Below are 25,701 nucleotides of genomic sequence, written 5' to 3' on the forward strand. Positions count from 1 at the left end.
CGCTAACTCGATCCGACCGGGTCGACGGCACCCAGACCGAGTTCGGCGAGCACCGCGGCGGTGTCAGCACCCAGTTCCGGAGCCGGCCCGCGGACCTTGCCGGGGGTCCGGGAGAACCACGTCGGCACCCCGGGGAACCGCACCGGGCCGTGCTGGGTGTCGACCGTTTCGAACAAGCCGACCGCATCCAGATGGGGATCGTCGAACAGTGCGTCGGGGGTGTTCAGTGGCGCGGCCGGGATCTCCAGTTCCCGGAACAACGCCAGCCACTCCTCAGTGGTACGTTCGACCAGCGTCTGCGCCACCAGGCCGTAGACGGCGTCGATGTGGTGGGCGCGAGATTCCAACGTGGCGTACAGCTCTGAGGCCCAGGGCGGCTGCACCGCGCCGACGAACGCATGCCAATGTTTGTCGTTGTAGATCAGCGCGGCGATGTACCCGTCCTTGGTGCGGTATGGACGTCGGTTGGGCGCCACGGTTCGCGGATACACCGCCGGGCCCAAAGGGGGGTCGAACATGGCGCCGTTGGCATGTTCGACCAGCATGAACGACGCCATCGTCTCGAACATGGCGACCTCGACTTCTTGTCCCTCGCCGCTACGTTCGCGGTGGAACAGCGCCATCATGGTGGCGTACAGCGCGGTCAGACCGGCGACCTTGTCGGCCATGATGGTGCCGACGTAGTCGGCTTGGCCGGTGAGCTGCTGCTGCACCGCGGGCAGACCGCATTCGGCTTGGATGGTGTCGTCGTAGGCAGGGCGATCCCGCTCCGGGCCGCGGCGCCCGTAGCCGTAGCAGTTGGTGTAGACGATCGCCGGATTCAGCGCCGCTACATCGGCATAACCCAAGCCCAGCTTGGCGATCGCCTTGGCACGCATCGAGTGGATGAACACGTCGGCGTGTGTGATCAGCGCACGCATCGCAGCCTTGCCCTCGGCCGAGCGCAGATCGAGCACCACGCTGCGCTTGCCCCGGTTGACGTTGACGAACACCCCGCTCATCCCCGGTGCCGGGCCGACCGAGATGAACCGGGTGTTGTCGCCTTCGGGCGGTTCGACTTTGATCACCTCGGCGCCCATGTCCGCCATGATCTGGGTGCAGTAGGGGCCCATCACCATGGCGGTGAGGTCGACGACGCGGATCCCCGCCAGCGGTCCGGTGTCAGCCACGACCGGCCATCGCGAAGCTGTACCGGATGTGGTCACCATGTCCGTCGGGAACGACGGGGAACGTGAGGGTCTCGGAGCGGTCGCGAATCGTGTCGAGGTTGTTCGCGACATCACTCATGGTCCAGGCCCGCCGATACACGCCGGGCGATTCGGTGATCGCCGCGGTGGCCACCCGGCCGGCCAGAGCGACGAACATCTCGCCGGTCACCGCGCAGCTCTCGTGCGCCAGGTAGCCGACGACCGGCGCGACCAGGTCGGGGTCCATCGGCGGATAGGCCGAGGTGTCGATCCCTGCGGCCATCCTCGTCACCGCCGCGGGCACGATCACGTTGCTCGTGACGTTGTGCGCCGCTCCCTCCATTGCTGCCACGTTGCTCAATCCGATCACACCGGCCTTGGCGGCGGCGTAGTTGGCCACCTCGTAGTTGCCATAGAGACCACCGATCGACGACGTCAGCACGAGGCGTCCGTATCCGGCGTCGCACATCAGAGCGAACGCCGGACGCACGACGTGAAAGGCGCCCCGTAGATGCACGTCGAGCACCGCGTCGAAGTCGTCGTAGGACATGCTCTTCAGGGGTGCCCGCCGAACGATCCCGGCGTTGTGCACCAGCACGTCGACCCTGCCGTAGCGCTGGACTGCCGCGTCGATGATCGCCTGTCCCCCTTCCGGGGCGGCCACCGATTCGGTGTTGGCGACTGCTGTGCCTCCGGCAGTGGTGATTTCGCGGACGACGTCGTGAGCGGGTCCTTCGTCTGCGCCGGCGCCGTCGAGCCCCCCGCCGAGGTCGTTGACGACCACCGTGGCGCCTTGGGCAGCCAGCAGCAGCGCATAGGCACGGCCCAGGCCACGTCCGCCGCCGGTGACGACTGCGACCCGTCCGTCGAAGCGCAGGTCAGACACGGAGTTCCAGGCCTTCGAGATCACCGCTGTCACGCCATGCCGCGATCAACTCGTCGAAGGCGTAGAAGCCCGGTGAATAGAAGTCACCGAGGAAGGACCCGTTACCTTCGGCACCGCCACGGCCCTCGTTGTTGTAATAGCCGGGTGTGCAAGACAATTCGAAGGCCGAGTTGTCGATCGCCAGCTCCCGGACGGTGGCGACCCAGTTGTCCTGTCCCTGCTGGCTGGGCTCGACCGTGGTCGCGCCACGGCTCTGGGCCTCGGCAATGATGTAGGCGATGTGCTTGGCCTGCTGCTCGAACATCGCGGTGGTGTTCGCCGAGACTCCGCCCTGGATGAACCCCATGAAGAACTGGTTGGGGAACCCGCGGCTGGTCATGCCGTGCAGCGTCTGGTAGCTGTCCTGCCAGTAGTCGAACAGTGAAAGGCCGTCCCGGCCGACGATGCGGTCGATGGCGTACCGGCGGCTGATCTCGGTGGAGATCTCGAATCCGCTGGCGAAGATCACGCAGTCGACCTCGTACTCGACGCCGTTGGCGACGACGCCCTTCTCGGTCAGTCTCTCCACGCCCTTGGATTCCGAGACGTCGACCAGCGTCACGTTCGGTCGGTTGAATGTGGCCAGATAGTGCTCACTGGAACACGGCCGCTTGCACATGAACCGGTAGTAGGGCTTGAGCATCTCAGCGGTCTGAGGATCCTCGACGACGGCAGCCACCCGCCGCCGCAACCGTTCCATGATCTTGTAGTCTTCTTCTTCCCGGAACGCCATGATCTGTTCGATGGTCACCGCCGCGGGATCTTCGGCGCCGGCGATGCGCGCGGTCAGGTTGCGGCCGAGCTCGGTCCAGAAGTCGCACACCAGATCGGGTTCGCCGAATACCACGCCGACAAACGGCGACCAGTTGTGGAAGTTGCGTTTGCGTTCCTCTTGCCATCCCGGCTGCAGCGAGGCCGCCCACTGGGGGTCGGTGGGGGTGTTGACCCGCTCGTCGACCGATGACGGTGTCCGCTGGAAAACCAACAGCTGCTCGGCGTCTCGCCCCAGGTGCGGCACCAACTGGATGCCGGTCGCGCCGGTGCCGACGAGTGCAACCCGCTTGTCGGCCAACTTGTCCAGGCCACCATCGGGGCCACCGCCGGTGTAGTCGTAGTCCCAACGGGCCGAGTGGAACACGTGGCCACCGGCGTCTCGGTACTCCTTGATTCCCGGGATACCGGGCAGCTTCGGACGGTTGTAGGAACCCTGGGCCATCACCAAGAACCGAGCCCGGATGTCGTCGCCGCGGTCGGTGCTGATCCGCCAGCGCTGCGCGTCGTCGTCCCAGTGCAGTTCGCGCACCTGGGTGGAGAACAGCGCGCCGTCGTAGAGACCGAAGTGCTTACCGATGTTGCGGCAGTGTTCGAAGATCTCAGCGCCGTCGGCGAACTTCTTCGAGGGCATGAAGTCGAGCTCTTCGAGCAGCGGGATGTAGCAGTACGCGTCGTTGTCACACTGGATCCCGGGGAAACGGTTCCAGTACCAGACGCCCCCGAAGTCCCCGGCCATCTCGATGACACGGATTCCGGTCACACCCGACTTCTTCAAGTAGGCACCTGCCAGCAGCCCGGAGAAGCCGCCGCCGAGAATCACCACCTCGACGTCCTCGGTGATCGGATCACGCTCGGTCACCGTCGTGTACGGATCGACTTCGTAGAACTCGGCGAAATCGCCCTCCAGTTCCAGGTACTGGTCGGCACCCTCTTCGCGTAAACGTTTGGCCCGCTCTTTGGCGTACTTCTCGCGCAGCGCCGGGATATCGATGTCGGTGGGCGTGTCAGTGGGCCCGCACGCGCTTTCGGTACTCGTCACTTCTCTCCTTCACGCAGTGATTTCGGCGCGCTAAGCGACGCTGAGGGTGCTTCAGCGCGCCGAAATCGCTAGAGTTCGCGGGGCTCGCCGGTTCCCATGTACTTGGACAGTTGGTGGTGCAGGTTCACGGTGCTGCGTTCGCGGTACGGGTTGGGCAACGTGCCCGGGAACCCTGCCGACTTCATCCCCTGCTGCACGGCAGCCATGTTGGAGAAGTCCTGCGGCAGCACCGAGAGCCAGTTCGGAGACTCCTTGGGTGTGTACTCCCATTCCGTCTGCGGCTCTTCATCTTTCGGGTACAGCTCCAAGGTGGCCACCTCGAAGATGCACTTGTCGGGATCGTAGCTGGGATGCGGTCGGGCGCTGTAGCACAACGCGGTCGTCAGCCCCTGCCCGACCTGCAGGTTCGGAAAGATCTGCCACGCCGTGCCGGCCTGCCCGAGGATGTCGGCCGGGATGGTCGGCCAGATCACCCCGCGGGCTTCGTCGTCACGGCGGGCCGAGGCCAGCCAGTGCTCGAGCACCTTGTCCGGCGCAGTACCCTCGGGGAGTTCGTCGACCAGCCGCCTGGCCGCGTTGACCAGTGTCTCGGTGGTGGTCGCGTTGGTCTGCTCCCAGGTGTACATCTGCATCTCCGCGGTCGACACGCGCGGATCGTCGCCGGTGCCCAGCCGGATCTTGGACTTGGTGGCTTCCATGTTCTTCGGCGCGTCGTAGCCGATGTTGCTGTGCTTGCCCTGCGCCTTGGCCCAGCCCTTGAACTCGCCGAACTTGTTGAACTCCGGGTGGGTGGTGAACACATGATAGGTCTCGTTGAACGCTTCCAACGCGACCTTCCAATTGCAGTCGAAGTACAACCACTTGCGCCATTTGTAGCGCATGTTCTCCAGCCCGAAGGGGTCGAGGATCTTGGCCGCCGGGAACAGGTAGTCGGCCAGCGACTCGGCGTCGGGGTCCATGTTGATGAACACCCAGCCGCCCCAGGTGTCCACCTGGACCGGCGCAAGGTGGGTGAGCTCCGGCGTGAGTTTGCCGACCCAGTCGTCCTGCTCGCGGATGTGGGTGCAGGCGCCGTCAAGACCGTAGGTCCAGCCGTGAAATCCGCAGACGAACGATTTACGGGCCCGTCCGCGCGCGTTCTTGGCTCCGTCGGGGGTGTCGACCAGACGACGGCCACGGTGCCTGCACACATTGTGGTGTGCCCGGAACTCCTTTTCCCCGGTGCGCACCACCAGGATCGAGTCGTCGAGGACGTCGTAGGTCAGGTAGCTGCCGATCTCGGGGAACTCCTCGACCCGACCTATCTGCTGCCACACCCTGCGCCACAACCGGTCTCGTTCGGCCCGGGCGTACTCCGGCGAGATGTAGGCATCGACGCTGATGGTCATCGGCTCGGAAAGCTCTTCTGGCGGATCGACCCTCGCTTCGAGATCTGTCATCAGATCCTCCTCATGGTTTCTCGGAATGACTCGTCTTTGAGGAACAGTGACGTGTTGTCGGCCCCGAGGTGGGTCCACTTCAGGTTCAGCCCACCGTCGACCAGCAGGGTTTGACCGGTGATGTAGCTGGACAGATCGGACAGCAGGAACAGGATCGCGTTGGCCTGCTCGTCGGCGGTGCCCCGGCGTCCCATCGCGATGGCGGTGCGGTCGCGTTCGGGATCCTCCTCGACGTAGGTGGCCGAGGCGGCGGTCGCGGTCACCCCCGGCGCCACCGCGTTGACACGTATTCCGTCGCCGGCCAATTCGACGGCCATCGTGCGTGTCATCGCCACAACGGCGGCTTTGGCTGTGCCGTACGCGATGTGGTACGGCGCGGTGTTCATCCCGCTGATCGACGAGATCGAGACGATCGAGCCGGGATTGCCGTCGCCGCGGATCTCAGCGGCGACAGCCTGGCTCATGAAGAACGCGGTTTCGAGGTTGGCGGTGAACAGGTCGCGCCAGTCTTGCCGCGTGACACGGGTGGCCGGCATCCAGGTGGCCGGGGCGGCGCCACCGGCGACGTTGACCAGCCCGTAAAGGTCGCCGTCGGCGGTGCGTACCGCATCGAGGACGGCTGCGATGCCGTCGTCGGTCGATGCGTCGGCAGCGACCGGCTTGACCGCCAGACCCTGCTCGGCCAGCGGAGCCACATGGGCGTCGAGGTTGTCCTGGCGCCGGCTGACGGCGACGACAGTGGCCCCGGCCTCGGCAGCTTTGCGGGTCACCGTGGTGCCGATGCCCCCGCCGCCGGCCCCGGACACGACGACAATGCGGCCGTCCAGGGACACCGAAACCCCGGTCACCCGACGCCTTTGTCCGGACAAATAACTACACTCTGCATATTGCAGAACACTATTCCGCAGCACTTTCAGGGCGTCAAGGCCGCATTGCCGACGAACGAACAGCTATTGTCTGGACTAACAGCGCTTGCTAACGTCCGACTCCATGACTGCCCGCTACACCGCCCCCAACCCGTCGCCGGCCCCGGGCTGGCAGCTGGCGAGGATGACCTCGCCCAGCAGGTTGTTCGGCGCGAACGGGCTGCGCACGGGTCCGGATGGCCGGGTCTACATCGCGCAGGTCACCGGGAGTCAGATCAGCGCGCTGGACCTGGGGTCGGGCCGGTTGGACACCATCAGTCCGAAGGGCGGTGACATCGTCGCCCCCGACGACGTTGCTTTCGGCCCGGACGGCACCTTGTATGCCACCGAAGTGATGGACGGCCGCGTCAGCGCCCGCGATCCCGCCGGACGCAGCCGTGTGCTACGCGCCGACCTGCCCTGTGCAAACGGCATCACCGTGCATCAGGGCCGGCTGTTCGTCGGCGAATGCCGCGACGGTGGCCGGTTGATGGAGTTGCCGCTCGGCGGCGGCCAGCCGCGAATTCTGCTGGACAACCTTGCCTCGCCCAACGCGATGGAGGTCGGTCCCGACGGCTGGCTCTATTACCCGCTGATGACCGCCAACGAGATCTGGCGGATACACCCCGACGGCACGGAAGCCCAGCGGGTGGCCACCGACCTCGGCGTCCCCGACGCGGTGAAATTCGACGCCGAAGGCTTCATCGTCTCCACCCAGGTGGCCAGTGGTCAGGTGTTGCGCATCGACCCGCGCACCGGTGACAAGTCGGTTCTGGCGCAACTGAATCCCGGACTGGACAATCTGACCTTCGCCGACGGCCGACTGTTCGTCTCCAACTTCACCGGTGAGATCACCGAGATCCTTCCGGGGGGCCGGACCCAGACCGTGCTGGCCGGTGGCCTGAACTGGCCTCTGGACCTGACCGTGGCCGCGGGTCGGCTCCACATCGCCGACGGCACCTACTTCTACGCGGTCACCCCCGACGGCTCCCTCCAGACGGTGGGGATGCTGTTCACACCCGGCTACCCCGGTTTCCTGCGCGGTGTCACGGCGGTCGGACCGGATGAGTTCGTGGTCACCACCTCAGGTGGACAGGTCGGCCACTACCGTCCGGCAGCGGGCGAAACCGAGTACCTGGCAGGTGATTTCGATCAACTCTACGGCGTCGCGGTCGACGGTGAGGCCACCGTGTTCGCCGAGCTGGGCACCGGCCGGGTGCACAGCCTGCGAAACGGCACGCTCGAGACGCTCGCCGACGGACTCGACGCCCCGGTCGGGGTCGCCATCGACCCCGACGGCGTACCCTTGGTCGCCGAGTCCGGCGCCGGACGCGTGGTGCGGCTGCGGCCGGGTACCGTCGACACAGTGGTCGGGGATCTGCGACAACCCCAGGGCATCACCGTCGTCGAGAATCGTCTGTACATCGTCGACGCCGCCGCCAAAGAACTCGTCGAGTTCGACCTGGAAAGCGGTGCGCGTACCACCATCGCCTCCGGGCTGCCGGTCGGGCCCCCACCGGGCGTCGAGCCCAAGCCGCTGAAAGGGATGCCGCCGTTCTCCGGCCCCCAGGGTCCGTTCGCCGGGATCACCGCAGCTCCCGACGGCACGCTCTACCTCTCCGCCGACGGCGACGGCAGCGTGCTGGCGGTCCGCCGCAGATGACCACCGCTGCTGGTGATCACCGCTACCTGCAGGTGGCGCGCACGCTGCGCAAGGAGATCGTGGACGGCGTGTACCCGGTGGGTTCCCAGCTGCCCACCGAACACGAGCTGTGCCAGCGTTTTGCGGTCAGCCGCTACACGGTCCGCGAGGCGTTGCGTCGGCTGCGCGACGACAACCTCGTCGCGTCGCGGCCGCGGGCCGGCACCCTGGTGGTTCCCCGACCCAGCACCAACTCCTACGCCCAAGATGTCATGTCGATCGACGACCTGCTGGCGTTCGCCCAGGGTGCGCAGTTCGCGATCGAGACGAACGCCACAGTGACCGTCGACGACGAGTTGGCCGCGCGCACCGGGCTGCCGCTGGCCACCGAATGGCTTGCGGTCAGCGGTTACCGACGCACCGATGACGACGCCACACCCATGTGCCGAACCGAGTACTACATCAACCGCAGTTTCGCCGCGGTGGGCCGGCTGCTGCACCGCCACACCGGCCCCATTTTCCCACTCATCGAGGACCTCTTCGGCGTCAGTATCGTCGAGGTTCACCAGGAGATCTCGGCCGTCGTGCTGACCGCTGAGCTGGCCCGCGCGTTGAATGCCGAGCCGGCAGACGCGGCACTGCAGATGCAGCGCACCTACACCACCTCCGACGCGGAGATCGCACAGGTCACCGTCAACACCCACCCGTCATCGAGATTCCGCCATGCGATGACGATGCGCCGGGTGCGTGACGCCTGATGACGACGACGCTGGCCGAAGCCCTCCACGAAGCAGCCGCCGACACCCCCGACCGGGTGCTGGTGTGCGACGATGCCACCGCCTTGACCGCCGCCCAATTACTCGACCGGGCAACGGCGCTGGCACATGCGCTGTCCCGCCGCATGCCCACCGGCAGTGTCGTGTCCTTCGCCGTGCCGAACTGGCACGAGGCCTGCGTCATCTATCTGGGTGCGACGTTGGCCGGGATGGTGGTCAATCCGATCCTGCCGTCCCTGCGCGACCACGAACTGGGGTTCATCCTCGCCGACGCCGACAGCCGGGCCATCTTCATCCCGCAGGCCTTCGCTGGTCACGACTACGCTGCGATGCTCGAACGCGTGGTCGCCGCCTCCGCACGCCCGCCGGAAGTCGTCGTCGTCCGCGGTGAAGCCGGTGAGCACACGGCCTTTGCCGACCTACTCGGCGAACCGCACGGCGGCGCGCTGCCCGACCTGGACCCGGCAGCCACCCGGATGATCCTCTACACCTCGGGCACCACAGGCCGACCCAAAGGCGTTATGCACAGCCATGAGTCGCTGGCGGCGCTGATTGCGCAGCTCGGAGAGTACTGGCGCATCGACCCAGGTGACACTTTTCTGGTGCCCTCACCGATCGCTCACATCGGCGGCTCGATCTATTCCTTCGAATGCCCGTTGCTGCTGGGCACCCGGGCGGTGCTGATGCCGCGCTGGGATGCCGACACTGCGGTCACGCTGATGCTCGAGCACCGCTGCACCCACATGGCCGGCGCCACGCCGTTTCTGGAGGGTCTGCTGGCAGCGGCCGAACGCGCCGGCACCCGCCTGCCCGATCTCAAGGTATTCATCTGCGGGGGCGCCTCGGTGCCCCCGTCACTGGTTCGGCGCGCCACGCAGTTCTTCGCTGCTGCCGAGGTCAGCAGGGTCTACGGGTCCACCGAGGTCCCGGTGACCACCATCGGGGCCCTCGGCGACGTCGACCGCGGCGCCGAGACCGATGGCCGCCCGGGCATCGCCGACATCCAGATCGTCACCGGCGAGATCCGGGCCCGCGGTCCACAGATGTTCACCGGGTATCTGCACGCCGAGGACAACCGCGACTCTTTCGACGAGGCAGGCTATTTCCGCACCGGGGATCTGGGCCGGTGGACCGACGACGGCTGCCTGGTGGTGACGGGCCGAGCCAAGGACCTCATCATCCGCAACGGTGAGAACATCTCACCCAAGGAAGTCGAGGACATCCTGGTGACACACCCGCAGATCGCCGAGATCGCAGTGGTCGGTGTGCCGGATGCGCGAACCGGGGAACGGGCGTGCGCAGCGATCGTGCCCGCCGGGTTACCCGGCCCCGACGTCGCCGAGCTCAAGGAGTTCCTGATGACGCGAGGGGTCGCGAAGTTCAAGATCCCCGAGCAGGTGACGCTCGTCGAGGCGCTGCCGAAGAACGACGCCGGCAAGGTTCTCAAGCACCAGCTCAAAGCAACTCTGACCAAGGAGTCCTGACATGCAGGTAGCCATCGTCACCGGGGCCAGCAGTGGGATCGGATTCGGTTGCGCGAAAACGCTGGCCGAGCAGGGCGTCGCGGTGCTGGGCACCGGTCGCGATGCTGATCGACTCGGTGAACTCGAGCGCGTGATCGGCGACCCGGACCGCATCACAACCCTGCCGATCGACCTGACCGCCGAAGACGGGCCGCGGCGTATCGTCGAGACCGCCCTCGAGAGGTTCGGCCGCATCGACTTCCTGATCAACAACGCCGGAGTCGGCAGCCCGAAACCGTTGCACGAAACCGACGACGAATCCCTGGACTACTTCCTGGGCCTGATGTTGCGAGCGCCGTTCCGGCTGGCCCGCGAGGTGATCGGTCACATGCGGCCCGGCTCGGCGATCATCAACATCACCTCGACTTTCGCCGTGGTCGGCGGGCTGCGCGGGGGCGCGTACTCGGCGGCCAAGGGCGGGATGACATCGCTGACCAGCCACATCGCCTGCCAGTATGGGCCGCAGGGGATTCGGTGCAACGCGGTGGCGCCGGGAGTGACCCTGACACCGATGGTGGCCAGCCGACTGGACGACGAACGGTTCCGCAAGATCAACACCGAGATGACGCCGTACCCGCGGCTGGGACGGGTCGAAGACATCGCCGCGACGGTCGCGTTCCTGTGTTCGGAGGGCGCCGGCTTCATCAACGGCCAGACCATCGTCGTCGACGGCGGGTGGAGTTCGACGAAGTACCTGTCCGACTTCGCGCTGAACTCCGAATGGGTTGCGCGCGAGTCGTCGTCGTGAACCTGTTCAGCGTGCTCGACCAGGCCGCGGCCCGCCACGGTGATCGCGGCGCGGTCTATCACGGGCAGCGCCAGGTCCATACCTGGTCCTCGGTCCGCGAGCGAGCGCTGCGGTTGGCCGCGTCGATCACCGCGCTGGGACCCGGCGCGCGGATCGCGGTGGCCAGTGCGAACTGTCCGCAGATCGTCGAGCTGATGTTCGCAATCTGGGCCGCCGAGTGCGTCTTCGTCCCGATCAACTACAAGCTGCACCCGCGGGAGATGAAGCAGATCCTCGACGACGCCGACGTGGCGCAGGTGTTCGCCTCAGACGAGATCGCCGCACACCTGGCCCCGGTGACGGCGGTGCCGATCGAGGTGATCGGTAGCGCCGACTACCAACAACGCTGCACCACAGCGCCGCTGGAGCCACCGCGGAACACCGATCCGGCGCTGCTGGCCTGGCTGTTCTACACCAGCGGCACCACCGGTCGGTCCAAAGGCGCGATGCTCTCGCATCGCAACCTGATGGCGATGACGGTGGCGCACCTGGCTGACTTCGACTCCCCCGACGAGAACTGCAGCCTGGTCCACGGTGCCCCGATGTCGCACGGCTCCGGGCTGTACGTGCCGCCGTACGTGCTGCGCGCCGCACGGCAGGTGGTGCCGGCTTCCGGCGGTTTCGACCCGCAGGAGTTCCTCGATCTGTGCGAGCACCACCCCGGGTGCAGTGCGTTTCTGGCGCCCACCATGGTGGCGCGGCTGGTGCAGACCGGGCGACCCAAGCCGGCGAATCTGGTGACGGTCGTCTACGGCGGTGGTCCGATGTATGTCGAGAGCCTGAAGAAGGCGATGGCCGCGTTCGGCCCGATCTTTGTGCAGCTCTACGGCCAAGGCGAAGCGCCGATGACGATCACCGGCCTGCGCCGTGCCGATCATCTCGACGCGACCGACGCGGTGCTCGGCTCGGTGGGCTACCCACGCTCGGGCGTCGACGTCGCGGTGCTCGGCGCCGACGGCCGGCCGGCCCCGGTCGGCGGCATCGGGGAGATCGTCTGCCGCGGCGATGTGGTGATGTCGGGCTACTGGCGCAACCCGTCGGCGACCGAGGCCACGCTGCGGGACGGCTGGCTGCACACCGGGGACATGGGCTCCTTCGACGCGAACGGCTACCTGACACTGCGGGACCGCTCCAAGGACGTGGTGATCAGTGGCGGATCCAACATCTACCCGCGCGAAGTGGAGGAGGTCCTGCTCGAACATCCCGGTGTGCTCGAGGCAGGCGTGGTCGGCGCGCCCGACCAGGAGTGGGGTGAGGTGGTCGTGGCGTTCGTCGTCGGCGCGGTGACGGCCGACGAACTGGACACGCACCTGCTCGAACGCATCGCCCGGTTCAAGCGGCCCAAGCGCTACGAGTTCGTCGACGAACTGCCGAAGAACAGCTACGGCAAGGTCCTCAAACGCGATCTGCGGGCGCGCCTGACCTGAGCTGTTTGCTTGCGGTTCCGGCCAAAACGGACCCTCGGGTCCAGCCACCGTGAGAACATCCCCGATGTCGGGCCACTCTCGCTGGCGGGGAGATCTATGTTTCGTGCGAAGACCGCGGTTGGGGCAGTGTTGCTTTTTCTCGCGACGTTGCTGTGCGCTCCACCCGTTGCGGCCGCCGAGGGTGACCAGGTCGTCAGCCTGCAGAACGGGCAGGTGCGCTGCCTGCTCAGTGCGAACTACCTGGACCGCGGTTACGGCGCGGTCGTGTGTGGACTGCCCGACGGCAGACCATTCGGCGATTCGCCGATGTCGACGGGCAAGTACCCGCAGTGGCTGAACCTGGCCATCGCGCACGATCAGGGCCAGCAGTACTTCATCGCCGGCACGATCCCGGGCGCACCTGCTGACGACGTCGTCGTCGGGCCGGGCCAGACCTACCAGGCCAACGGGTGGACCGTCATGCCCGAGGAGCTGCGGACCCTGATCCGCAACGACCGGTACGGCCGAGTTCTCAACGTCAGTCCCGGAGACGTGCGCATGCGCTGAGAGCTCACCACATCACGCCGCGGATCATCTCCGTCGGCGGGATGTCGTCCAGGGCGACCAGGCCGGCCGGTGCGCGGCACACCCAGTCGATGGCGTTGACGGCGCGCGCAGCCGTCGAGACACAGCCGGCTTCGGTGACGTCGAGAATCGGGTGCGACAGGTGTGTGCTCACCTCGACCCGCGGCTCGCCTTCGACGATGACCTTGTGGACCCCGGTCATCCCGTCGGGCGGGAACTCCCACTGCGGGGCAGCTGCTGCGGTCAACCTGTTGATGTGTTCGACGGTGATGACCGGGCCGTCTCCGATCACCCCTTCGGCAGCGAACCGGACCGCGGCCAGCTGCCCCGGCTCGACCGTGGTCATCCGGCACTCGATGCGCTGATCGGTGTACCACGGCTCGAACCGCTGCCGGACGTCGTCGAGCTCGATGTTGAGGTGGCCGGCGATGTTGCGGACCAGTCCGCCGAAGATCGACACGATGACTCCGGGCTGAAATGCCATCGGGGCTGGATCACCCGGTGCCGTGCCGAATCCCATTGACGTTCCGGTGTATTCGTAGTCGTCGTAGTTCCCGTAGTCGAAGATTTCCTGGACGGTGATCGACTCGGCGCGGGTGGCCAGGCTCAGCGCCGAGAAGACTGCAGTGTCACTGGAGTAGCCGGGGTCGATACCGTTGACGTAGAGCGAGGAGTTGCCTTCTGCACAAGCCTTTTCGAGCGGGTCTCGTAGCCAGGCATCGGCCTGGTGTGGTGTCACCAGCCAGACCATTGACGTGCCAACGACGTTCACACCTGCCGCCAGCAGCTGTGTCATCTGCTCGATCGCCTCCATCGGCCTCGTCTCACCGAGCGCGGTGTACACCACGCAGTCCGGACGCAGTGCGATCAACGCGCCGATGTCGTCGGTGGCGATGACTCCGGTCGGTTCGGTGAGCCCGCACAGTTGCGCTGCGTCTCGGCCGATTTTGTCCGGACCCGCCGCGTGCACACCCACCAGCTCCACATCCGGACGGCCGATCAGGGCCTTCAACGAATGTTTGCCGACGTTTCCCGTCGAGAATTGCACTACTCTGCGCATCGGTGAAACCTGGCTGTCCTCAGTAGTCGGGAATGGGCAATGGCGAATTGTTGGAGTCGATGCCGCCGTCGACGTGGAAGATCGCATTGGTCGCGTAACAGTCGCGAGTGGACAGATACACGCACAGGCGCCCCAGATCCGCGACATCGCCGAGGCGATGCAGCGGAGTGCTCTCCATCATCTTGTCCAGCGACCCGGGCATCAGGTCCAGGCTGCTCTGCAGCCCGTCAGTGGCGAAGGACCCGAGCGCGATCGCGTTCACCCGGATCTTGGGCGCCAATTCCTGGGCCATCGCCCGGGTCAGCGCCTCCAATCCCCCTTTGGCCGTGCAATAGGCCGTCAGCGCACGGATGCCGAAACGCGCTGATCCCGAGGAGATGTTGATGATCGATCCGTGGCCGGCCTCGATCATGTGCCGCGCCACAAGCTGGCTCATGATGAAGGCCGAGGTGACACACCAGTCGAAGGTGTGCCGGAAGTCTTCGTCGGTGATGTCGAGGAACCTCGCGTAGGTCGAGCCACCGACGTTGTTGACCAGGATGTCGATCCGGCCGAACTGTTCCATCGCGGTGGCGACGACGCGCTCTCCGTCCGGTCGACTCATGGCGTCGGCGACCACGGCCACGCCCTTGCCACCTGTTGCCTCGATACCCGAGAGGGTCGCCACGATGTCTGATTCCGTCCGGGCCGTGCCGATGACCGTCGCGCCGGCCTCGGCGAGGACGCGCGCGATGCCCTGGCCGACGCCCTTGCCGGCGCCGGTGACGATCGCGACCTGCCCCTGCAGATCGAATTGCTCGAGAGCCATCACCGTCCTGTCCGTCGAGGTCCGCTCATTGAATGCCACAATATTGACTTAAGTCAATAGCAATCAACCCGTCGTTCAGTAGTCTGTCCGAATGGCACTGGTGGACAGGCCTTCCGCGCGGGATATCCGACGCCTACAGACCCGAGAACGGTTGTTCGGCGCGGCCGTGGCCGAGTTCTCTCGAACGGGTTTGGCTGCCGCCGACGTTCACGCGATCGTGACGGCGGCCGGCGTTGCGCACGGTACATTCTTCTTCCACTTCCCCACCAAAGAGCATGTGTTGCTCGAGCTGGAACGGCGCGAAGAGCAGCGCATCGCCAAAGAGCTGACCCGCTTCACCTCGACGAAACGGACCCTCGCCGCGACGTTCGCCGAATCGATCCGCCTGGTTCGTGGACTCGAGCGACGTCTCGGCGCTGTGTTGTTCAAAGACTTTCTTGCGCTGCATTTCTCTCCGACACGCCCACCGATCGACGAAAGCGCACACCATCCGGTGATCGTCGCGGTCGCCGAGGAAGTCGACAACTCGAGAGCACTCGGCCATGTCGACCCCGACGTCAATGCGCTGAACACCGCCGTGTTCTTCCTGCTCGGGCTCTACGCGCTGCTGACCACGACCCACGAGTGGCCGGGCCAGCAGATGATGCTCGACGACTACGTGCACCGAACTCTTCGCAGCATCGGCGCCGAAACGGATTGACTCGCGCCGTTCATTGACTATTGTCAGTCAGTATGCGGATGCCTTCACCATCCGGTGGGAGCACCGGGGGCCGGACAGCCACTCCCCCCAAGGGCAGCGGTCTCGACGAGCACATGGAGGCGTCAGCGCGGGCGCAACGGCAGGCCGACAAGTGGCTGATCTCGGGAAGCCTGCTGATCGGCACCGCGGTGCTCGGGATCTTCGGCCTGCCGCTGTTCCTGCGCGGGGTCTACCTGCTGCGCAAGGCGCAACATGACGGCCTGTCCGTGCGCCCGATGTTGGTCACCCTGATCGGCTACCTCGTGATCATCGACGCCGCGATCAACACCGTGGGCTGGGCCCTCGACCTCGTCGCCAACCACACGCTCCTGGCCCGAGTCCTGTTGAACGGGTGGGGACTGATGTTCGACGGCGGATACTTCTGGCACTACAACGAACTATGGATCGGCGGCGCCGCAGGACCCGCCGAGAAGGCCATGGAAGTCGGCATGATCCTCACCGTCTTCACCATGCGCATCGCCGCAGGCATCGGCTTTCTCCAGATGAAGCGCTGGGGCCATCAATGGATGATCATCACCTGCTGGATGGGCGTCGTCATCTGGTGCCTGTACGTGTTCAACATGACCCTGTATGCCGATGTCCGGTTCGCCGGCGTCGTACTCCCGGTTGTCGGATGGTGGCTCTACGACATCTTCTACATCACCCCCTTCCTCGCAATCCCGTACCTGCATTCGGTGAACCGGGAGATCTTCTCTGACTAAATGATGACTGCACTCACTGACGCGAATCAACATATCAACGACCCACGAGACTGGAGGACCGATGACAAACCCAAGCGATGAGGAGAACTGACGTGGCCGGCTGGATCTTTGAAATACTGCGCTATGTGGCCGCTTGGGGCGGAGCGGGACTGCTTATCTGGTTTTGGTACTGGATGTTCTCCAACCTCGGCACCTTCTGAGTGCGGAGCACCCATTGTCCGAACTCTCCGATGCGCATGCGCTGGTCATCGAGCGCAGCTGCTCGTTGACCGCCCTGGTACTGAGCGAGGGCCGTCGCACGGGTGCCCGTCTGGTCAGCGGGCAGCACCGTGCCTTCGGTCTGAGTTCGATGCTCGACACCGTGCATGTCCCCTACCCGGTGACACACCGCGAGTGGACCCGCCGGACGCTGACATGCGGGATCGCCCTTCAATGTTCGCCCTCCAAGGACCGGCTCACCGACTATCGGCTCAATGAGCTGTCCGGGCGTGAGTTGAGTGCGCTTGTGCTCGTCGAGGCCGCCGTCGCCCTCGGTTGGGTGGCCGACAACTGGCCGGGTCTGCTCCCCGAGATTCGACGTCTGCTCCCCGAGCTGGACAGCGCACCGGCCGACCTGGACGCCAAGGACATACTCAATCGCGCCGTCACGATGGCTCGCACGAAGCAGACCTTCGTCATCGACCCCCTCCTGGGTAGCTTGCCGCGGGCATACACGATGCCTCAGGGCCTGTCCGACAAGCTGCGCCGCTCATTCGGGCGCCTGCCCTGGACGACGAATCAGAAGCGGGCACCGCAGCCGCATTCCGTCCCCGCCGGCGGTGACGGCGGCGTGCGCAATCCCAACCTGCCGCCACCGAGCCGCCCACAGGACAACGATCTCGACATCACTCCGGACCACCGCCCCGGTATCCCGTATCCGGAGTGGAACTCGTGGAACGAGAGCTTCATGCCCAACCATGTCGCCGTGATCGAGCGAGCGCACAGCAGTAGTTTCGCGCCACCCCGCCCCATTGCCGTCGACATCCGCAAGTGGTTCGAGAAGAACACCCACCGCGCGATGATGAACCGGCTGGAAGACGGATCCGACATCGACATCGACCAGTACGTCGGTCATTACATCGACGTGATCACCGGCGAGGCGGCCGAACCGAGAATCTTCCGCGAGCTGCTGCCCGCCAGCCGTGACGTGACGACGGCGCTGCTCCTCGACGGTAGCTCGTCGCTCGGGGTGCACGGAGGCTCGATCTTCAAGCTCGAACTGGCCTGCGCCGACGCGCTGTCGCGCGCCATGACCGCCGCCCGGGAGCGGCACGGCATCTTCACCTTCACCGGCAACACCCGCCATCGCGTCGAGGTCACCTGCCTCAAGGACTTCACCGATCGCCGGTTCGTCCCCCCCGGAAGCCTGGGTCTGGCGACCGGCGGATACACCCGGCTCGGTGCGCCGCTGCGCCACATGACCAGCCGCCTGCTCGCCCAGCCGAGCGAGCGACGGCTCTTGATCATCATCGGCGACGGACTGATCTCCGATGAGGGTTACGAGGGGCGATACGCGTGGGCCGACGCCGCTCACGCCGTCGAGGAGGCCAACGACGCCGGCGTCTCCATCTACTACGTCGGCGTCGGCCCCACCCGGGTCGACCCCCTTCCCGAAGTCTTCGGGCCACGACGATCTCAGCGGATCCGCCGCGTCGAAGACCTGCCCCGGGTACTGGCCCACGTCCACAGAGAGCTGGTGAGCGCATGACGTACAACCACGACTACTTCGCGAACGGCAATGAAGTTCAGCTGTTCGAACAGGCCTATCGACAGCGACTGCCGGTGATGCTCACCGGGCCCACCGGCTGCGGAAAGACCCGGCTGGTCGAGCACATGGGCACCCTGTTGGGCCGCCCCGTGGTGACCATCAGCTGCCACGATGATCTGACCAGCTCCGATCTGGTGGGCCGGTTCATCGTCACCGGTGGTGACGTCACCTGGACCGACGGGCCACTCACCCGGGCGGTCAAAGCCGGCGCAATCTGCTATCTCGACGAAGTCGTAGAAGCCCGGCATGACTCGCTGGCCGTGCTGCATTCCCTGACCGACCACCGACGCACCCTCTATCTCGATCGGGCGGGTGAAGTCGTGCAGGCACCGGAAACGTTCATGCTCGTCGCGTCGTACAACCCGGCGTATCGCAGCTCGCTCAAGGAGCTCAAACCGTCGTTTCGGCAGCGCTTCGTCACGCTGCCGATGCATTACCTTCCCCCTGAGCGTGAAGCCGAGGTGATCGTCGCCGAGGCGGGCGTCGGGTTGCCGACCGCGCAACGGCTGGTCCGGTGCGCCACGGCGGTCCGAACGGCCGACGAGGCGTTCCACTTCGAGCCGCCCTCGACCCGGGTTCTGGTCACCGCGGCACAGCTGATCGCCGCTGGTGCCACCGAACTGGAGGCCGCGCAGGCCTGTGTGTTGGCACCGCTATCGAGCGATGGCGCCGTCTCCGAGGGTCTGCAAGAGGTCGCGGCGGCCGCTCTCACCATTTCCGACAGCCCGAATCCACACCGCTAGAAAGGAATCACCCAGATGGTCGATCAGAAGGAACGAAACCGCAAGAAGGCGCTGATCATCTTCCAGTTAGTAATCTACGGATACCTGCTGACGATGTTCCTCATTCAGCTCTACATGTCGTTCACCCGGGGCTGGTGGGACCTGTGAACTTCCCGACACCGAAAGGAAAGTCGCAAGGCGGCGCGACAACCTCTGCTGAGCCCGCCGGCTCGGTGGGCTTGGAGGAGCACCACGAGCAGTCCCGCCTGGCGCAGAGGCGCGCCGACAGATGGATGATCGCCGGCGCAGCCCTCATGGGCGCGTGGGTTCCCGGAGTTATCGGATTCCCCATCTTCATGCGCGGAGTCTGGCTACAACGCCAGGCGCTGCGAGCGGGTTACTCGGTCCGCCCGATGATCGTCACCTTGATCGGCTACCTCGTCCTGATCGACGGCATGCTCAACAGCCTCGGCTGGGCGCTGGACCTGGTCGCCAACCACACGCTGATCAACAGGGTGCTGATGGTTGGGTGGGGTGCGTTGTTCGACGGCGGCTACTTCTGGCACTACAACGAACTGTGGATGGGCGGAGCCGCGGGACCGGGCGAGAAGTCCATGGTGTTCGGGATGATCCTCACCGTCTTCGCGATGCGGTGTGCCGCGGCGATCGGATTCCTGCAGATGAAGCGCTGGGGCCACCAGTGGATGATCATCACCTGCTGGATGGGCGTGCTCATCTGGTGCCTGTACGTGTTCAACATGACGCTCTACGCCGACGTGCGATACGCCGGTGTCGTCTTCCCGGTCATCGGCTGGTGGCTCTACGACATCTTCTACATCACCCCCTTCCTCGCAATCCCGTATCTGCACACGGTCAATCGCGAGATCTTCACCGACTGAGGCAATGAGGAGCAATTGTGACGTCAACCCCGCAGACACCTGAGAGCACCGAAGAGCAGAACCTTCCTCCGGGTACCACGCCCTACTACGCCCGGATGCACAAGTGGATCAAGCGCGCAGTACTGGTGTGTCTGGTCGCGTTGGTCATCGAGGGTGCGTTCACGCTGCCGTTCATGGCGGTGTACTACGGCTACCCGACCCTGAGTCTCACCCAGATCTGCAGCGAGTTGCTCAAGGTCCGCTATTCCGACGACGAGTTGGAGTGCCAGGTGCCGTATCCGGCGTTCGGACCGCCCGAAGGTGCCGAGGGTAAGGACACCGCGCGCGACGAATGGGGTATCCAGCCTGTTCCCCAGTACGATCGGATCGGATTCCGCGAGCTGGTGCGCAGACACGAAGAGCGCGAGGCGCGTCGAGCCGCTGAGCAACACAGCGCCAATCCGTGACCTACCGGGTCGTGCAGTGGACCACCGGCAATGTGGGCAAGAAGTCGGTGCACGCCGTTGCGGCCAACTCCGAGCTGGAACTCGTCGGATGTTATGCCTGGTCCGCCGACAAGGTCGGCGTCGACGTGGGTGAACTGTGCGGTGTCGCGCCGCTGGGGGTGCGCGCCACCGACGATGTCGAGGCGCTGCTGGCACTGCATCCCGACTGCGTCGTGTACAACCCGATGTTCGCCGATGTCGACGATCTGGTGCGCATCCTCGAGCGCGGCATCAACGTGGTGACCACATCGGAGTTCATCAACGGCCGGGGGCTGGGCCCCGATCGGCAACGTCTGCTCGACGCCGGCCACCGCGGCGGTGCGACGATCTTCGGCAGCGGCATCAATCCCGGTTTCATCCAGTTGTTCGCGATCGTCACCGCCGGCCTCTCCGACCGAGTTGACAAGATCAGCATCCTGGAATCCTTCGACACCACCATCTACGACTCACCTGCCACCGAGATCCCGATGGGTTTCGGCTATTCGGTCGACGACCCCACGCTGCCCGCCGTCACCGAGAAGGGGTCCGCGATCTTCCGGGAGGCGGTGCTGCTGGTCGCCGATGCCCTCGGCGTCGCACTCGACGAGGTTCGCTGCGCCGCCGAATACGCAGAAACCACCGAGGATCTACCACTGCCCGGCGACTGGATCATCGAAAAGGGTTGCGTCGCCGGCATCGACGTACGGTGGAGCGGCATCGTCGACGGTCGTGAGGTCATCGAGATCCGCGGCGTGTGGACCAAGGGCCAAAGTCTTCAACCGCCATGGTCGACGGCGTTCGGGTACACCGTCACCGTGCACGGCCGTCCCACCATCACCAGCACGCTGCGCTTCGAGCCGCCTCCCGACTTCGTCGCCGAATCGATCGAGGACTTCGTCATGCTCGGCTTGACCATCACGGCCATGCCCGCCATCACCGCCATCCCCGTGGTCGTCGCGGCACCACCGGGCATCGCGACCTACACCGACCTCCCCCTGTTGCTCCCCCGCGGAGTTCTGAACACCACCAGCTGAAGGAGTCACCGTGCACGACAAGACCTATCGCGTCATCCAATGGATGACAGGCGACGTCGGCCAGGCAGGACTGCGACACTTCATCGACAATTCCGTCTACGAACTCGTCGCCGTGCTGGTCCACAACAAGGACAAGGTGGGCAGGGACGCCGGTGAACTCGTCGGCGTCGCACCGGTCGGCCTGGCCGCCACCGACGACGTCGAGGCGGTCATCGCGACCGAGGCCGACTGCGTGCTCTACACGCCGGTGATCATGGACGTCGACACCGTGTGCCGACTTCTGCAGTCAGGCAAGAACGTCGTCACCACGAGCGGGTTCTTTCATCCCTCACCGGACTTCGCGGAGCCTGGACAGTCGATCCGCGTCGCATGCGAAGAAGGTGGCACCTCTTTTCACGGGGGAGGCATCCACCCGGGATACGCGGGCGATATCCTGCCGCTCACACTTGCCCGGGTGATGAGTCGGGTCGACTCCATCAACGTCTACGAGGTGGTCAACATCCTCGAAGACGCGCCGATCGACCACGTCGACTGGATGGGCTTCGGCAAAGACAAGGACAAATTTCTCGCCGAGCCGACGATCCTGGGTCTCGGTCTGCCGTTCTTTGCCCAGTCGATGCACATGATCGCCGACGGCCTGGGCGTCACCATCGATGAAGTGACTGCCGCCGAAATAGCGGTAGCGACGGCGGCACAGGACATCCCCCACGAGGGAGGTGTGATCCCGGCCGGTACGGTCGCCGCACAACGGCACGAGTGGACGGCGTGGGTCGGCGGTCAGCCGCTCATCGTCTTTCACGCGATATACGTGAGCGCCCCGCCGGAACAGCTGGAGCCACCCTGGAACTGGGGCAACACTAGGTACGAGATCGTCATCGACGGAGACCCACCGACCGAAATGACATTGCAGGGCGTGCGACGACCGGACGGGACCATCGACCACCCGGGGTACACCTGGACGGCGATGGGCGCCGTCAACGCGATCCCCGACGTCTGTGACGCGGCGCCCGGGTGGGTGACCCACCACGACCTCGGGATGGTCCGACCCCGCGGTCTGGTGCGAACATGACCGCCGACAATCAGTCGCCGCAGTTGCGCCATGTCGTGTTCGCCGTTGCCGCCGAACGACAGACGGCGATGGCACAGATGTTCACTGACCTCGGATTCACCTTCGACACCACCGATCTCACCGAGCTCGGCGTACGGGTCCACCTGGACTGGGACCGCGGCATCGAGCTGATCAGCCCGATCGCCGAATCCTCGGGCGAAGTCGCCGCATCGGTCAACGATTTCCTCGATCGGCACGGCGACGGCATTTGCACCGTGGTCGTCCGGGTACCCGATGCGTCAGCTGCCGAGGAAGTCGCCGCACGCTACGGGGCGACGATCCGGTTCCGCCAGAGCTTCGCCGGTGAAGGCTCCTTCCTGGAAGAGACTGATATGTCGGTACTGGGTCTGCCACTGACCCTATTGGCCACCAACGTGTCATGACCGGCCTCGACGCGGTGGCCACGGTCCGCTACGAGGACCTCCCGATGACACGGGACCGGGGTGTCGGGTGGTCCATGCTGCGCGAACTCGGCCCGGTCCTGCGCAGCGGTGACGGCTGGTACTACTTCACCCCGCGCGACGACGTCCTCGCCGCGCTTCGTGACCCCCAGGTGTACTCGTCGCGCACCTCCTACGACGAGATGATCAGCCCGGTTCCGCTGGTTCCCTTGGGTTTCGATCCACCCGAGCACACCCGCTACCGACGGATACTGCACCAGCATTTCAGTCCGCAGACGCTGAGTGCGCTGCTTCCCACGCTGCAGCGGCAGGCGATCGACATCATCGACGACATCGCCGACCGTCGCGAATGCGAAGTCATCGCCGACCTCGCGGTCCGCTATCCGTCACAGGTGTTCCTGACGCTCTTCGGGCTTCCGCTCGAGGACCGAGACCGTCTGGTGGCGTGGAAGGACGCCATCATCGCAGTCAGCCTGGCCACCGAGACGGACAGCGTCGACCTGACACCGGCCGCCGAACTGTTCGCATACCTCACCGAGGCTGTTGCCGAGCAGCGGCGTTCGCCGCGCGAGGGGATCCTGTCCGACCTGTTGCACCGTGAGGAACCGCTCGATGACGCCGAAGCGACCGGACTGTCACTGGTCTTCGTCCTCGCCGGTCTGGACACCGTCGCCGCGACCATCGGCATGGCGTTACTGGATCTGGCTCGACGCCCCGATCTTCAAGCTTGGTTGCGCGAAAGGCCGTATCTGATAACGGGTTTCGTCGAGGAGATCATCCGACTCGAACCGGCAGCGCCGATCCTCGGCCGCATCACCACCCGGCCGGTGATCGTCGCCGAGGTTCATCTCCCGGCCGGATCGCAGGTTCGCCTGCCACTCGGCGCGATCAACCGCGACGGCAGCGACGCTTACTCGACCGATGACCTGGTGCTGGACGGCAGGCTGCACAAGCACTGGGGGTTCGGCGGCGGGCCCCTACTTTGCCTCGGCGCGCACCTGGCGCGAATGGAGCTGAAACTCGTCGTGGCCGAGTGGTTGTCGCGCATCCCCGACTTCGGTCTGGCCGACGGTTACATCCCGGAGATCACCTGGCCGTCGGCAACATGCGCCCTGCCGTCACTGCCCCTGCGGCTGGGAAACACATCACCATGACCGACCGTGCCACCAACATCTTCGACGCCGACCTGCCCACCCTGACCTACGGGCTCACCGACCCGCCGCAAAAGATCTATCCGCAGTTCCGCACCGCCCAACAGGTGGCACCCGTGGCCTTGGGACCGATAGGCCCCGAGATCCTGTCGTATGAGATGGCGCGCACCGTGCTGCGCGACCCGCGCTTCCTGATTCCGCCGGGCATCCACCTGTCCGCGCACGGCATCACATCAGGACCGCTGTGGGACAGGGTGACTCGCAGCATCCTGAACATGGAGGGCGAGGAGCATCGGCGACTCCGTGGACTGGTGTCACGCGCGTTCACACCGCGGGCCACCGCCGGCCTACACGACACCATCCACACGGTGATCAACGAGCTCATCGACACCGCGATCGAAAAACGCGGCCCGTGCGAGTTCGTCGCCGACGTCGCCCGGCCCTACCCGATCCCCATCATCTGCGCGCTTCTCGGGGCGCCCCGCGAGGACTGGCAGCAGTTCTCGCGATGGGCCGAAGACATCTTCAAGATCGTCAGTTTCGACTGCGACCTGGTGGTCGAGACGCCGGTCGTGCTGTCGGCATGGGATGCCTTCGACGCCTACATCGACACGATGATCGCCCAGCGGCGTACCCAGCTGACCGACGACCTGCTCTCCGAGCTCATCCGTGCCGAGGACGCCGGCGACCGACTCGACGCCGCCGAGGTGCGCATGCTGGCGTTCAGCATCCTGCTCGCCGGGACCGACACCACCCGCAGCCAGCTCGCCGCGTCGATGCAGGTGCTCTGCGAGCACCCCGACCAGTGGGCACTGCTGCGCCGGCAGCCCGAGCTTTCGATGCGCGCCGTCGAGGAGACGATGCGGCACTCCCCGTCGATGTGCAGCACCGTGCGTGCCGCCCGTGAAGATGTCACCGTCGGTGGGTTCACCTTCCCTGCAGAGACGTTCGTCGTCGTCAACACCTTCGCCGCCAACCGGGACCCCACGGTCTACGACGATCCCCAGCGGTTCGACCTCGCCCGCGACGCACCACCGGCGATCTTGACGTTCGGCGGAGGTGTGCACTACTGCTTGGGTGCGAATCTGGCCAGGCTCGAACTCAGCGAGGCGCTGAAGATCCTGGCCGAGCGGGTGCCCCGCGCCCGATGTGTGGGTGACGTGCCGTGGAAACCACTGCTGGGTCTGAGCGGACCCACCAGCCTGCCGATGGAGTTGTGCTGATGGGCTACCGCATCGACCCCGATGTCCTGCACGGTGTGGCCGCGAAAGCGGCCGGTCTGAGCGCCGACACCGACGAACTGGTCATGCACGCGGTGGAACTGCTCGCCGACGAATACCCCGGTCTGATCGACCCGACGCCGGGCCGCTGGGTCGGCAGCAAGGCCGGAGGCGTGCTCGGCAAGGTACGGTTCCTGTACTTCAGCGCACGGGAATACGTGGTGATCTTCGGCTCCCCCACCGGTACACAAGGATTCTCCGGGCGCTACAAGCACGTCGACATCCACAAGTTCCTGCTCGCCGGCCGGATCGACTCCTACGACCTGGAGTCCGATGACACGAAACCCCTGCCGCCCCTGCTGCCCGGCGAGCGCACCTGCCTGCAGAGAGGCCATGCGCGCGGCCTGACGATCGCACCGGGTTCCTGGCACATCGAGTACGGTCGCGGCGCCGTGGTCACCACGCTGCCGTTCGCGATGGTAGACACGTTGATGTTGTCGCTCGAACTCGAATCGGTGCGCCGGTCGACGGCCGAGTTCACCTCGCTGATGCGTCGTCGTCTGGGCCGCTGACCCACC

General features: G+C 65.6%; 26 protein-coding genes. 19 read left to right on the forward strand and 7 right to left on the reverse strand.

Features of this window, described 5'->3' with window-relative positions; all coding sequences use genetic code 11:
* Positions 1–2: 2 nt before the first annotated feature.
* The 5 genes from KXD98_RS21565 to KXD98_RS21585 form a co-directional block, all read right to left on the reverse strand.
* Positions 3–1,118, reverse strand: coding sequence for a CaiB/BaiF CoA transferase family protein (locus KXD98_RS21565; RefSeq protein ID WP_396883267.1), 1,116 nt, complete (start codon positions 1,116–1,118; stop codon positions 3–5).
* A 43-nt stretch (positions 1,119–1,161) separates the two neighbouring features.
* Positions 1,162–2,073, reverse strand: coding sequence for an SDR family NAD(P)-dependent oxidoreductase (locus tag KXD98_RS21570; RefSeq protein WP_260760326.1), 912 nt, complete (start codon positions 2,071–2,073; stop codon positions 1,162–1,164).
* Positions 2,066–3,925 (reverse strand): NAD(P)/FAD-dependent oxidoreductase, encoded by a 1,860-nt coding sequence (locus tag KXD98_RS21575; RefSeq protein ID WP_260760327.1) that lies wholly within the window; start codon positions 3,923–3,925, stop codon positions 2,066–2,068. The genes KXD98_RS21570 and KXD98_RS21575 overlap by 8 nt, the downstream gene beginning before the upstream one ends.
* A gap of 68 nt (positions 3,926–3,993) precedes the next feature.
* Positions 3,994–5,364, reverse strand: coding sequence for an aromatic ring-hydroxylating dioxygenase subunit alpha (locus KXD98_RS21580; RefSeq protein ID WP_260760329.1), 1,371 nt, complete (start codon positions 5,362–5,364; stop codon positions 3,994–3,996).
* The gene (locus KXD98_RS21585) at positions 5,364–6,212 is read right to left on the reverse strand and encodes an SDR family NAD(P)-dependent oxidoreductase (RefSeq protein ID WP_260760330.1); all 849 of its coding nucleotides are present in this window, start codon (positions 6,210–6,212) and stop codon (positions 5,364–5,366) included. Before KXD98_RS21585 ends, KXD98_RS21580 begins: the two co-directional genes overlap by 1 nt.
* A 142-nt stretch (positions 6,213–6,354) precedes the next feature.
* Between KXD98_RS21585 and KXD98_RS21590 the strand changes: the two genes are divergently transcribed.
* The 6 genes from KXD98_RS21590 to KXD98_RS21615 all read left to right on the forward strand — a co-directional run bounded on the left by KXD98_RS21590 (position 6,355) and on the right by KXD98_RS21615 (position 12,970).
* The gene (locus tag KXD98_RS21590; RefSeq protein WP_260760332.1) at positions 6,355–7,932 is read left to right on the forward strand and encodes an SMP-30/gluconolactonase/LRE family protein; all 1,578 of its coding nucleotides are present in this window, start codon (positions 6,355–6,357) and stop codon (positions 7,930–7,932) included.
* Positions 7,929–8,669 carry a GntR family transcriptional regulator gene (locus tag KXD98_RS21595; protein WP_260760333.1) on the forward strand — a complete coding sequence of 247 codons (741 nt, stop codon included), beginning with the start codon at positions 7,929–7,931 and terminating at the stop codon, positions 8,667–8,669. The genes KXD98_RS21590 and KXD98_RS21595 overlap by 4 nt, the downstream gene beginning before the upstream one ends.
* A complete protein-coding gene (locus tag KXD98_RS21600; protein WP_260760335.1) occupies positions 8,669–10,171 on the forward strand; it encodes an AMP-binding protein in 1,503 nt (500 codons plus the stop codon). Before KXD98_RS21595 ends, KXD98_RS21600 begins: the two co-directional genes overlap by 1 nt.
* A gap of 1 nt (position 10,172) precedes the next feature.
* Entirely contained in the window at positions 10,173–10,958 is a 786-nt protein-coding gene (locus tag KXD98_RS21605) for an SDR family NAD(P)-dependent oxidoreductase (protein ID WP_260760336.1), read from the forward strand.
* Entirely contained in the window at positions 10,955–12,424 is a 1,470-nt protein-coding gene (locus tag KXD98_RS21610) for an AMP-binding protein (protein ID WP_260760337.1), read from the forward strand. The genes KXD98_RS21605 and KXD98_RS21610 overlap by 4 nt, the downstream gene beginning before the upstream one ends.
* Positions 12,425–12,520: 96 nt before the next feature.
* Positions 12,521–12,970 (forward strand): hypothetical protein, encoded by a 450-nt coding sequence (locus KXD98_RS21615; protein WP_260760338.1) that lies wholly within the window; start codon positions 12,521–12,523, stop codon positions 12,968–12,970.
* Between the two features lie 4 nt (positions 12,971–12,974).
* Here KXD98_RS21615 and KXD98_RS21620 read toward each other — a convergent pair whose 3' ends face one another.
* Complete coding sequence (locus KXD98_RS21620) at positions 12,975–14,048, reverse strand: dihydrodipicolinate reductase (RefSeq protein WP_260760339.1); 1,074 nt, start codon at positions 14,046–14,048, stop codon at positions 12,975–12,977.
* Positions 14,049–14,067: 19 nt separating this feature from the next.
* The gene (locus KXD98_RS21625) at positions 14,068–14,856 is read right to left on the reverse strand and encodes an SDR family NAD(P)-dependent oxidoreductase (protein WP_260760341.1); all 789 of its coding nucleotides are present in this window, start codon (positions 14,854–14,856) and stop codon (positions 14,068–14,070) included.
* Positions 14,857–14,947: 91 nt separating this feature from the next.
* Here KXD98_RS21625 and KXD98_RS21630 point away from each other — a divergent pair, with 91 nt between their 5' ends.
* The 13 genes from KXD98_RS21630 (at position 14,948) to KXD98_RS21690 (ending at position 25,695) form a co-directional block, all read left to right on the forward strand.
* Complete coding sequence (locus tag KXD98_RS21630; protein WP_260760342.1) at positions 14,948–15,556, forward strand: TetR/AcrR family transcriptional regulator; 609 nt, start codon at positions 14,948–14,950, stop codon at positions 15,554–15,556.
* A gap of 38 nt (positions 15,557–15,594) precedes the next feature.
* On the forward strand, positions 15,595–16,317 hold the full coding sequence (locus tag KXD98_RS21635; RefSeq protein WP_396881801.1) for a hypothetical protein: 723 nt from the start codon (positions 15,595–15,597) through the stop codon (positions 16,315–16,317).
* Between the two features lie 214 nt (positions 16,318–16,531).
* On the forward strand, positions 16,532–18,064 hold the full coding sequence (locus tag KXD98_RS21640) for a nitric oxide reductase activation protein NorD (protein ID WP_260760344.1): 1,533 nt from the start codon (positions 16,532–16,534) through the stop codon (positions 18,062–18,064).
* Positions 18,061–18,867, forward strand: a complete 807-nt coding sequence (locus KXD98_RS21645) for a CbbQ/NirQ/NorQ/GpvN family protein (protein WP_260760345.1) — start codon at positions 18,061–18,063, stop codon at positions 18,865–18,867. Before KXD98_RS21640 ends, KXD98_RS21645 begins: the two co-directional genes overlap by 4 nt.
* A gap of 15 nt (positions 18,868–18,882) precedes the next feature.
* Complete coding sequence (locus KXD98_RS21650; protein WP_260760348.1) at positions 18,883–19,014, forward strand: hypothetical protein; 132 nt, start codon at positions 18,883–18,885, stop codon at positions 19,012–19,014.
* A complete protein-coding gene (locus tag KXD98_RS21655) occupies positions 19,011–19,745 on the forward strand; it encodes a hypothetical protein (RefSeq protein WP_260760349.1) in 735 nt (244 codons plus the stop codon). Before KXD98_RS21650 ends, KXD98_RS21655 begins: the two co-directional genes overlap by 4 nt.
* Positions 19,746–19,762: 17 nt before the next feature.
* On the forward strand, positions 19,763–20,191 hold the full coding sequence (locus KXD98_RS21660; protein ID WP_260760350.1) for a hypothetical protein: 429 nt from the start codon (positions 19,763–19,765) through the stop codon (positions 20,189–20,191).
* The gene (locus KXD98_RS21665; protein ID WP_260760351.1) at positions 20,188–21,243 is read left to right on the forward strand and encodes a dihydrodipicolinate reductase; all 1,056 of its coding nucleotides are present in this window, start codon (positions 20,188–20,190) and stop codon (positions 21,241–21,243) included. The genes KXD98_RS21660 and KXD98_RS21665 overlap by 4 nt, the downstream gene beginning before the upstream one ends.
* Positions 21,244–21,253: 10 nt before the next feature.
* Entirely contained in the window at positions 21,254–22,312 is a 1,059-nt protein-coding gene (locus KXD98_RS21670; protein WP_260760352.1) for a dihydrodipicolinate reductase, read from the forward strand.
* Positions 22,309–22,734 carry a hypothetical protein gene (locus KXD98_RS21675; protein WP_260760353.1) on the forward strand — a complete coding sequence of 142 codons (426 nt, stop codon included), beginning with the start codon at positions 22,309–22,311 and terminating at the stop codon, positions 22,732–22,734. Before KXD98_RS21670 ends, KXD98_RS21675 begins: the two co-directional genes overlap by 4 nt.
* On the forward strand, positions 22,731–23,906 hold the full coding sequence (locus KXD98_RS21680; protein WP_260760354.1) for a cytochrome P450: 1,176 nt from the start codon (positions 22,731–22,733) through the stop codon (positions 23,904–23,906). The genes KXD98_RS21675 and KXD98_RS21680 overlap by 4 nt, the downstream gene beginning before the upstream one ends.
* Positions 23,903–25,126, forward strand: a complete 1,224-nt coding sequence (locus KXD98_RS21685) for a cytochrome P450 (protein WP_260760355.1) — start codon at positions 23,903–23,905, stop codon at positions 25,124–25,126. The genes KXD98_RS21680 and KXD98_RS21685 overlap by 4 nt, the downstream gene beginning before the upstream one ends.
* Positions 25,126–25,695: an ERG2 family protein gene (locus KXD98_RS21690; protein ID WP_260760356.1), complete on the forward strand. Its 570-nt coding sequence runs from the start codon at positions 25,126–25,128 to the stop codon at positions 25,693–25,695. The genes KXD98_RS21685 and KXD98_RS21690 overlap by 1 nt, the downstream gene beginning before the upstream one ends.
* The last annotated feature ends 6 nt before the right edge of the window (positions 25,696–25,701 follow it).

It is taken from the genome of Mycobacterium sp. SMC-4 (assembly GCF_025263265.1).
Lineage (GTDB): Bacteria > Actinomycetota > Actinomycetes > Mycobacteriales > Mycobacteriaceae > Mycobacterium.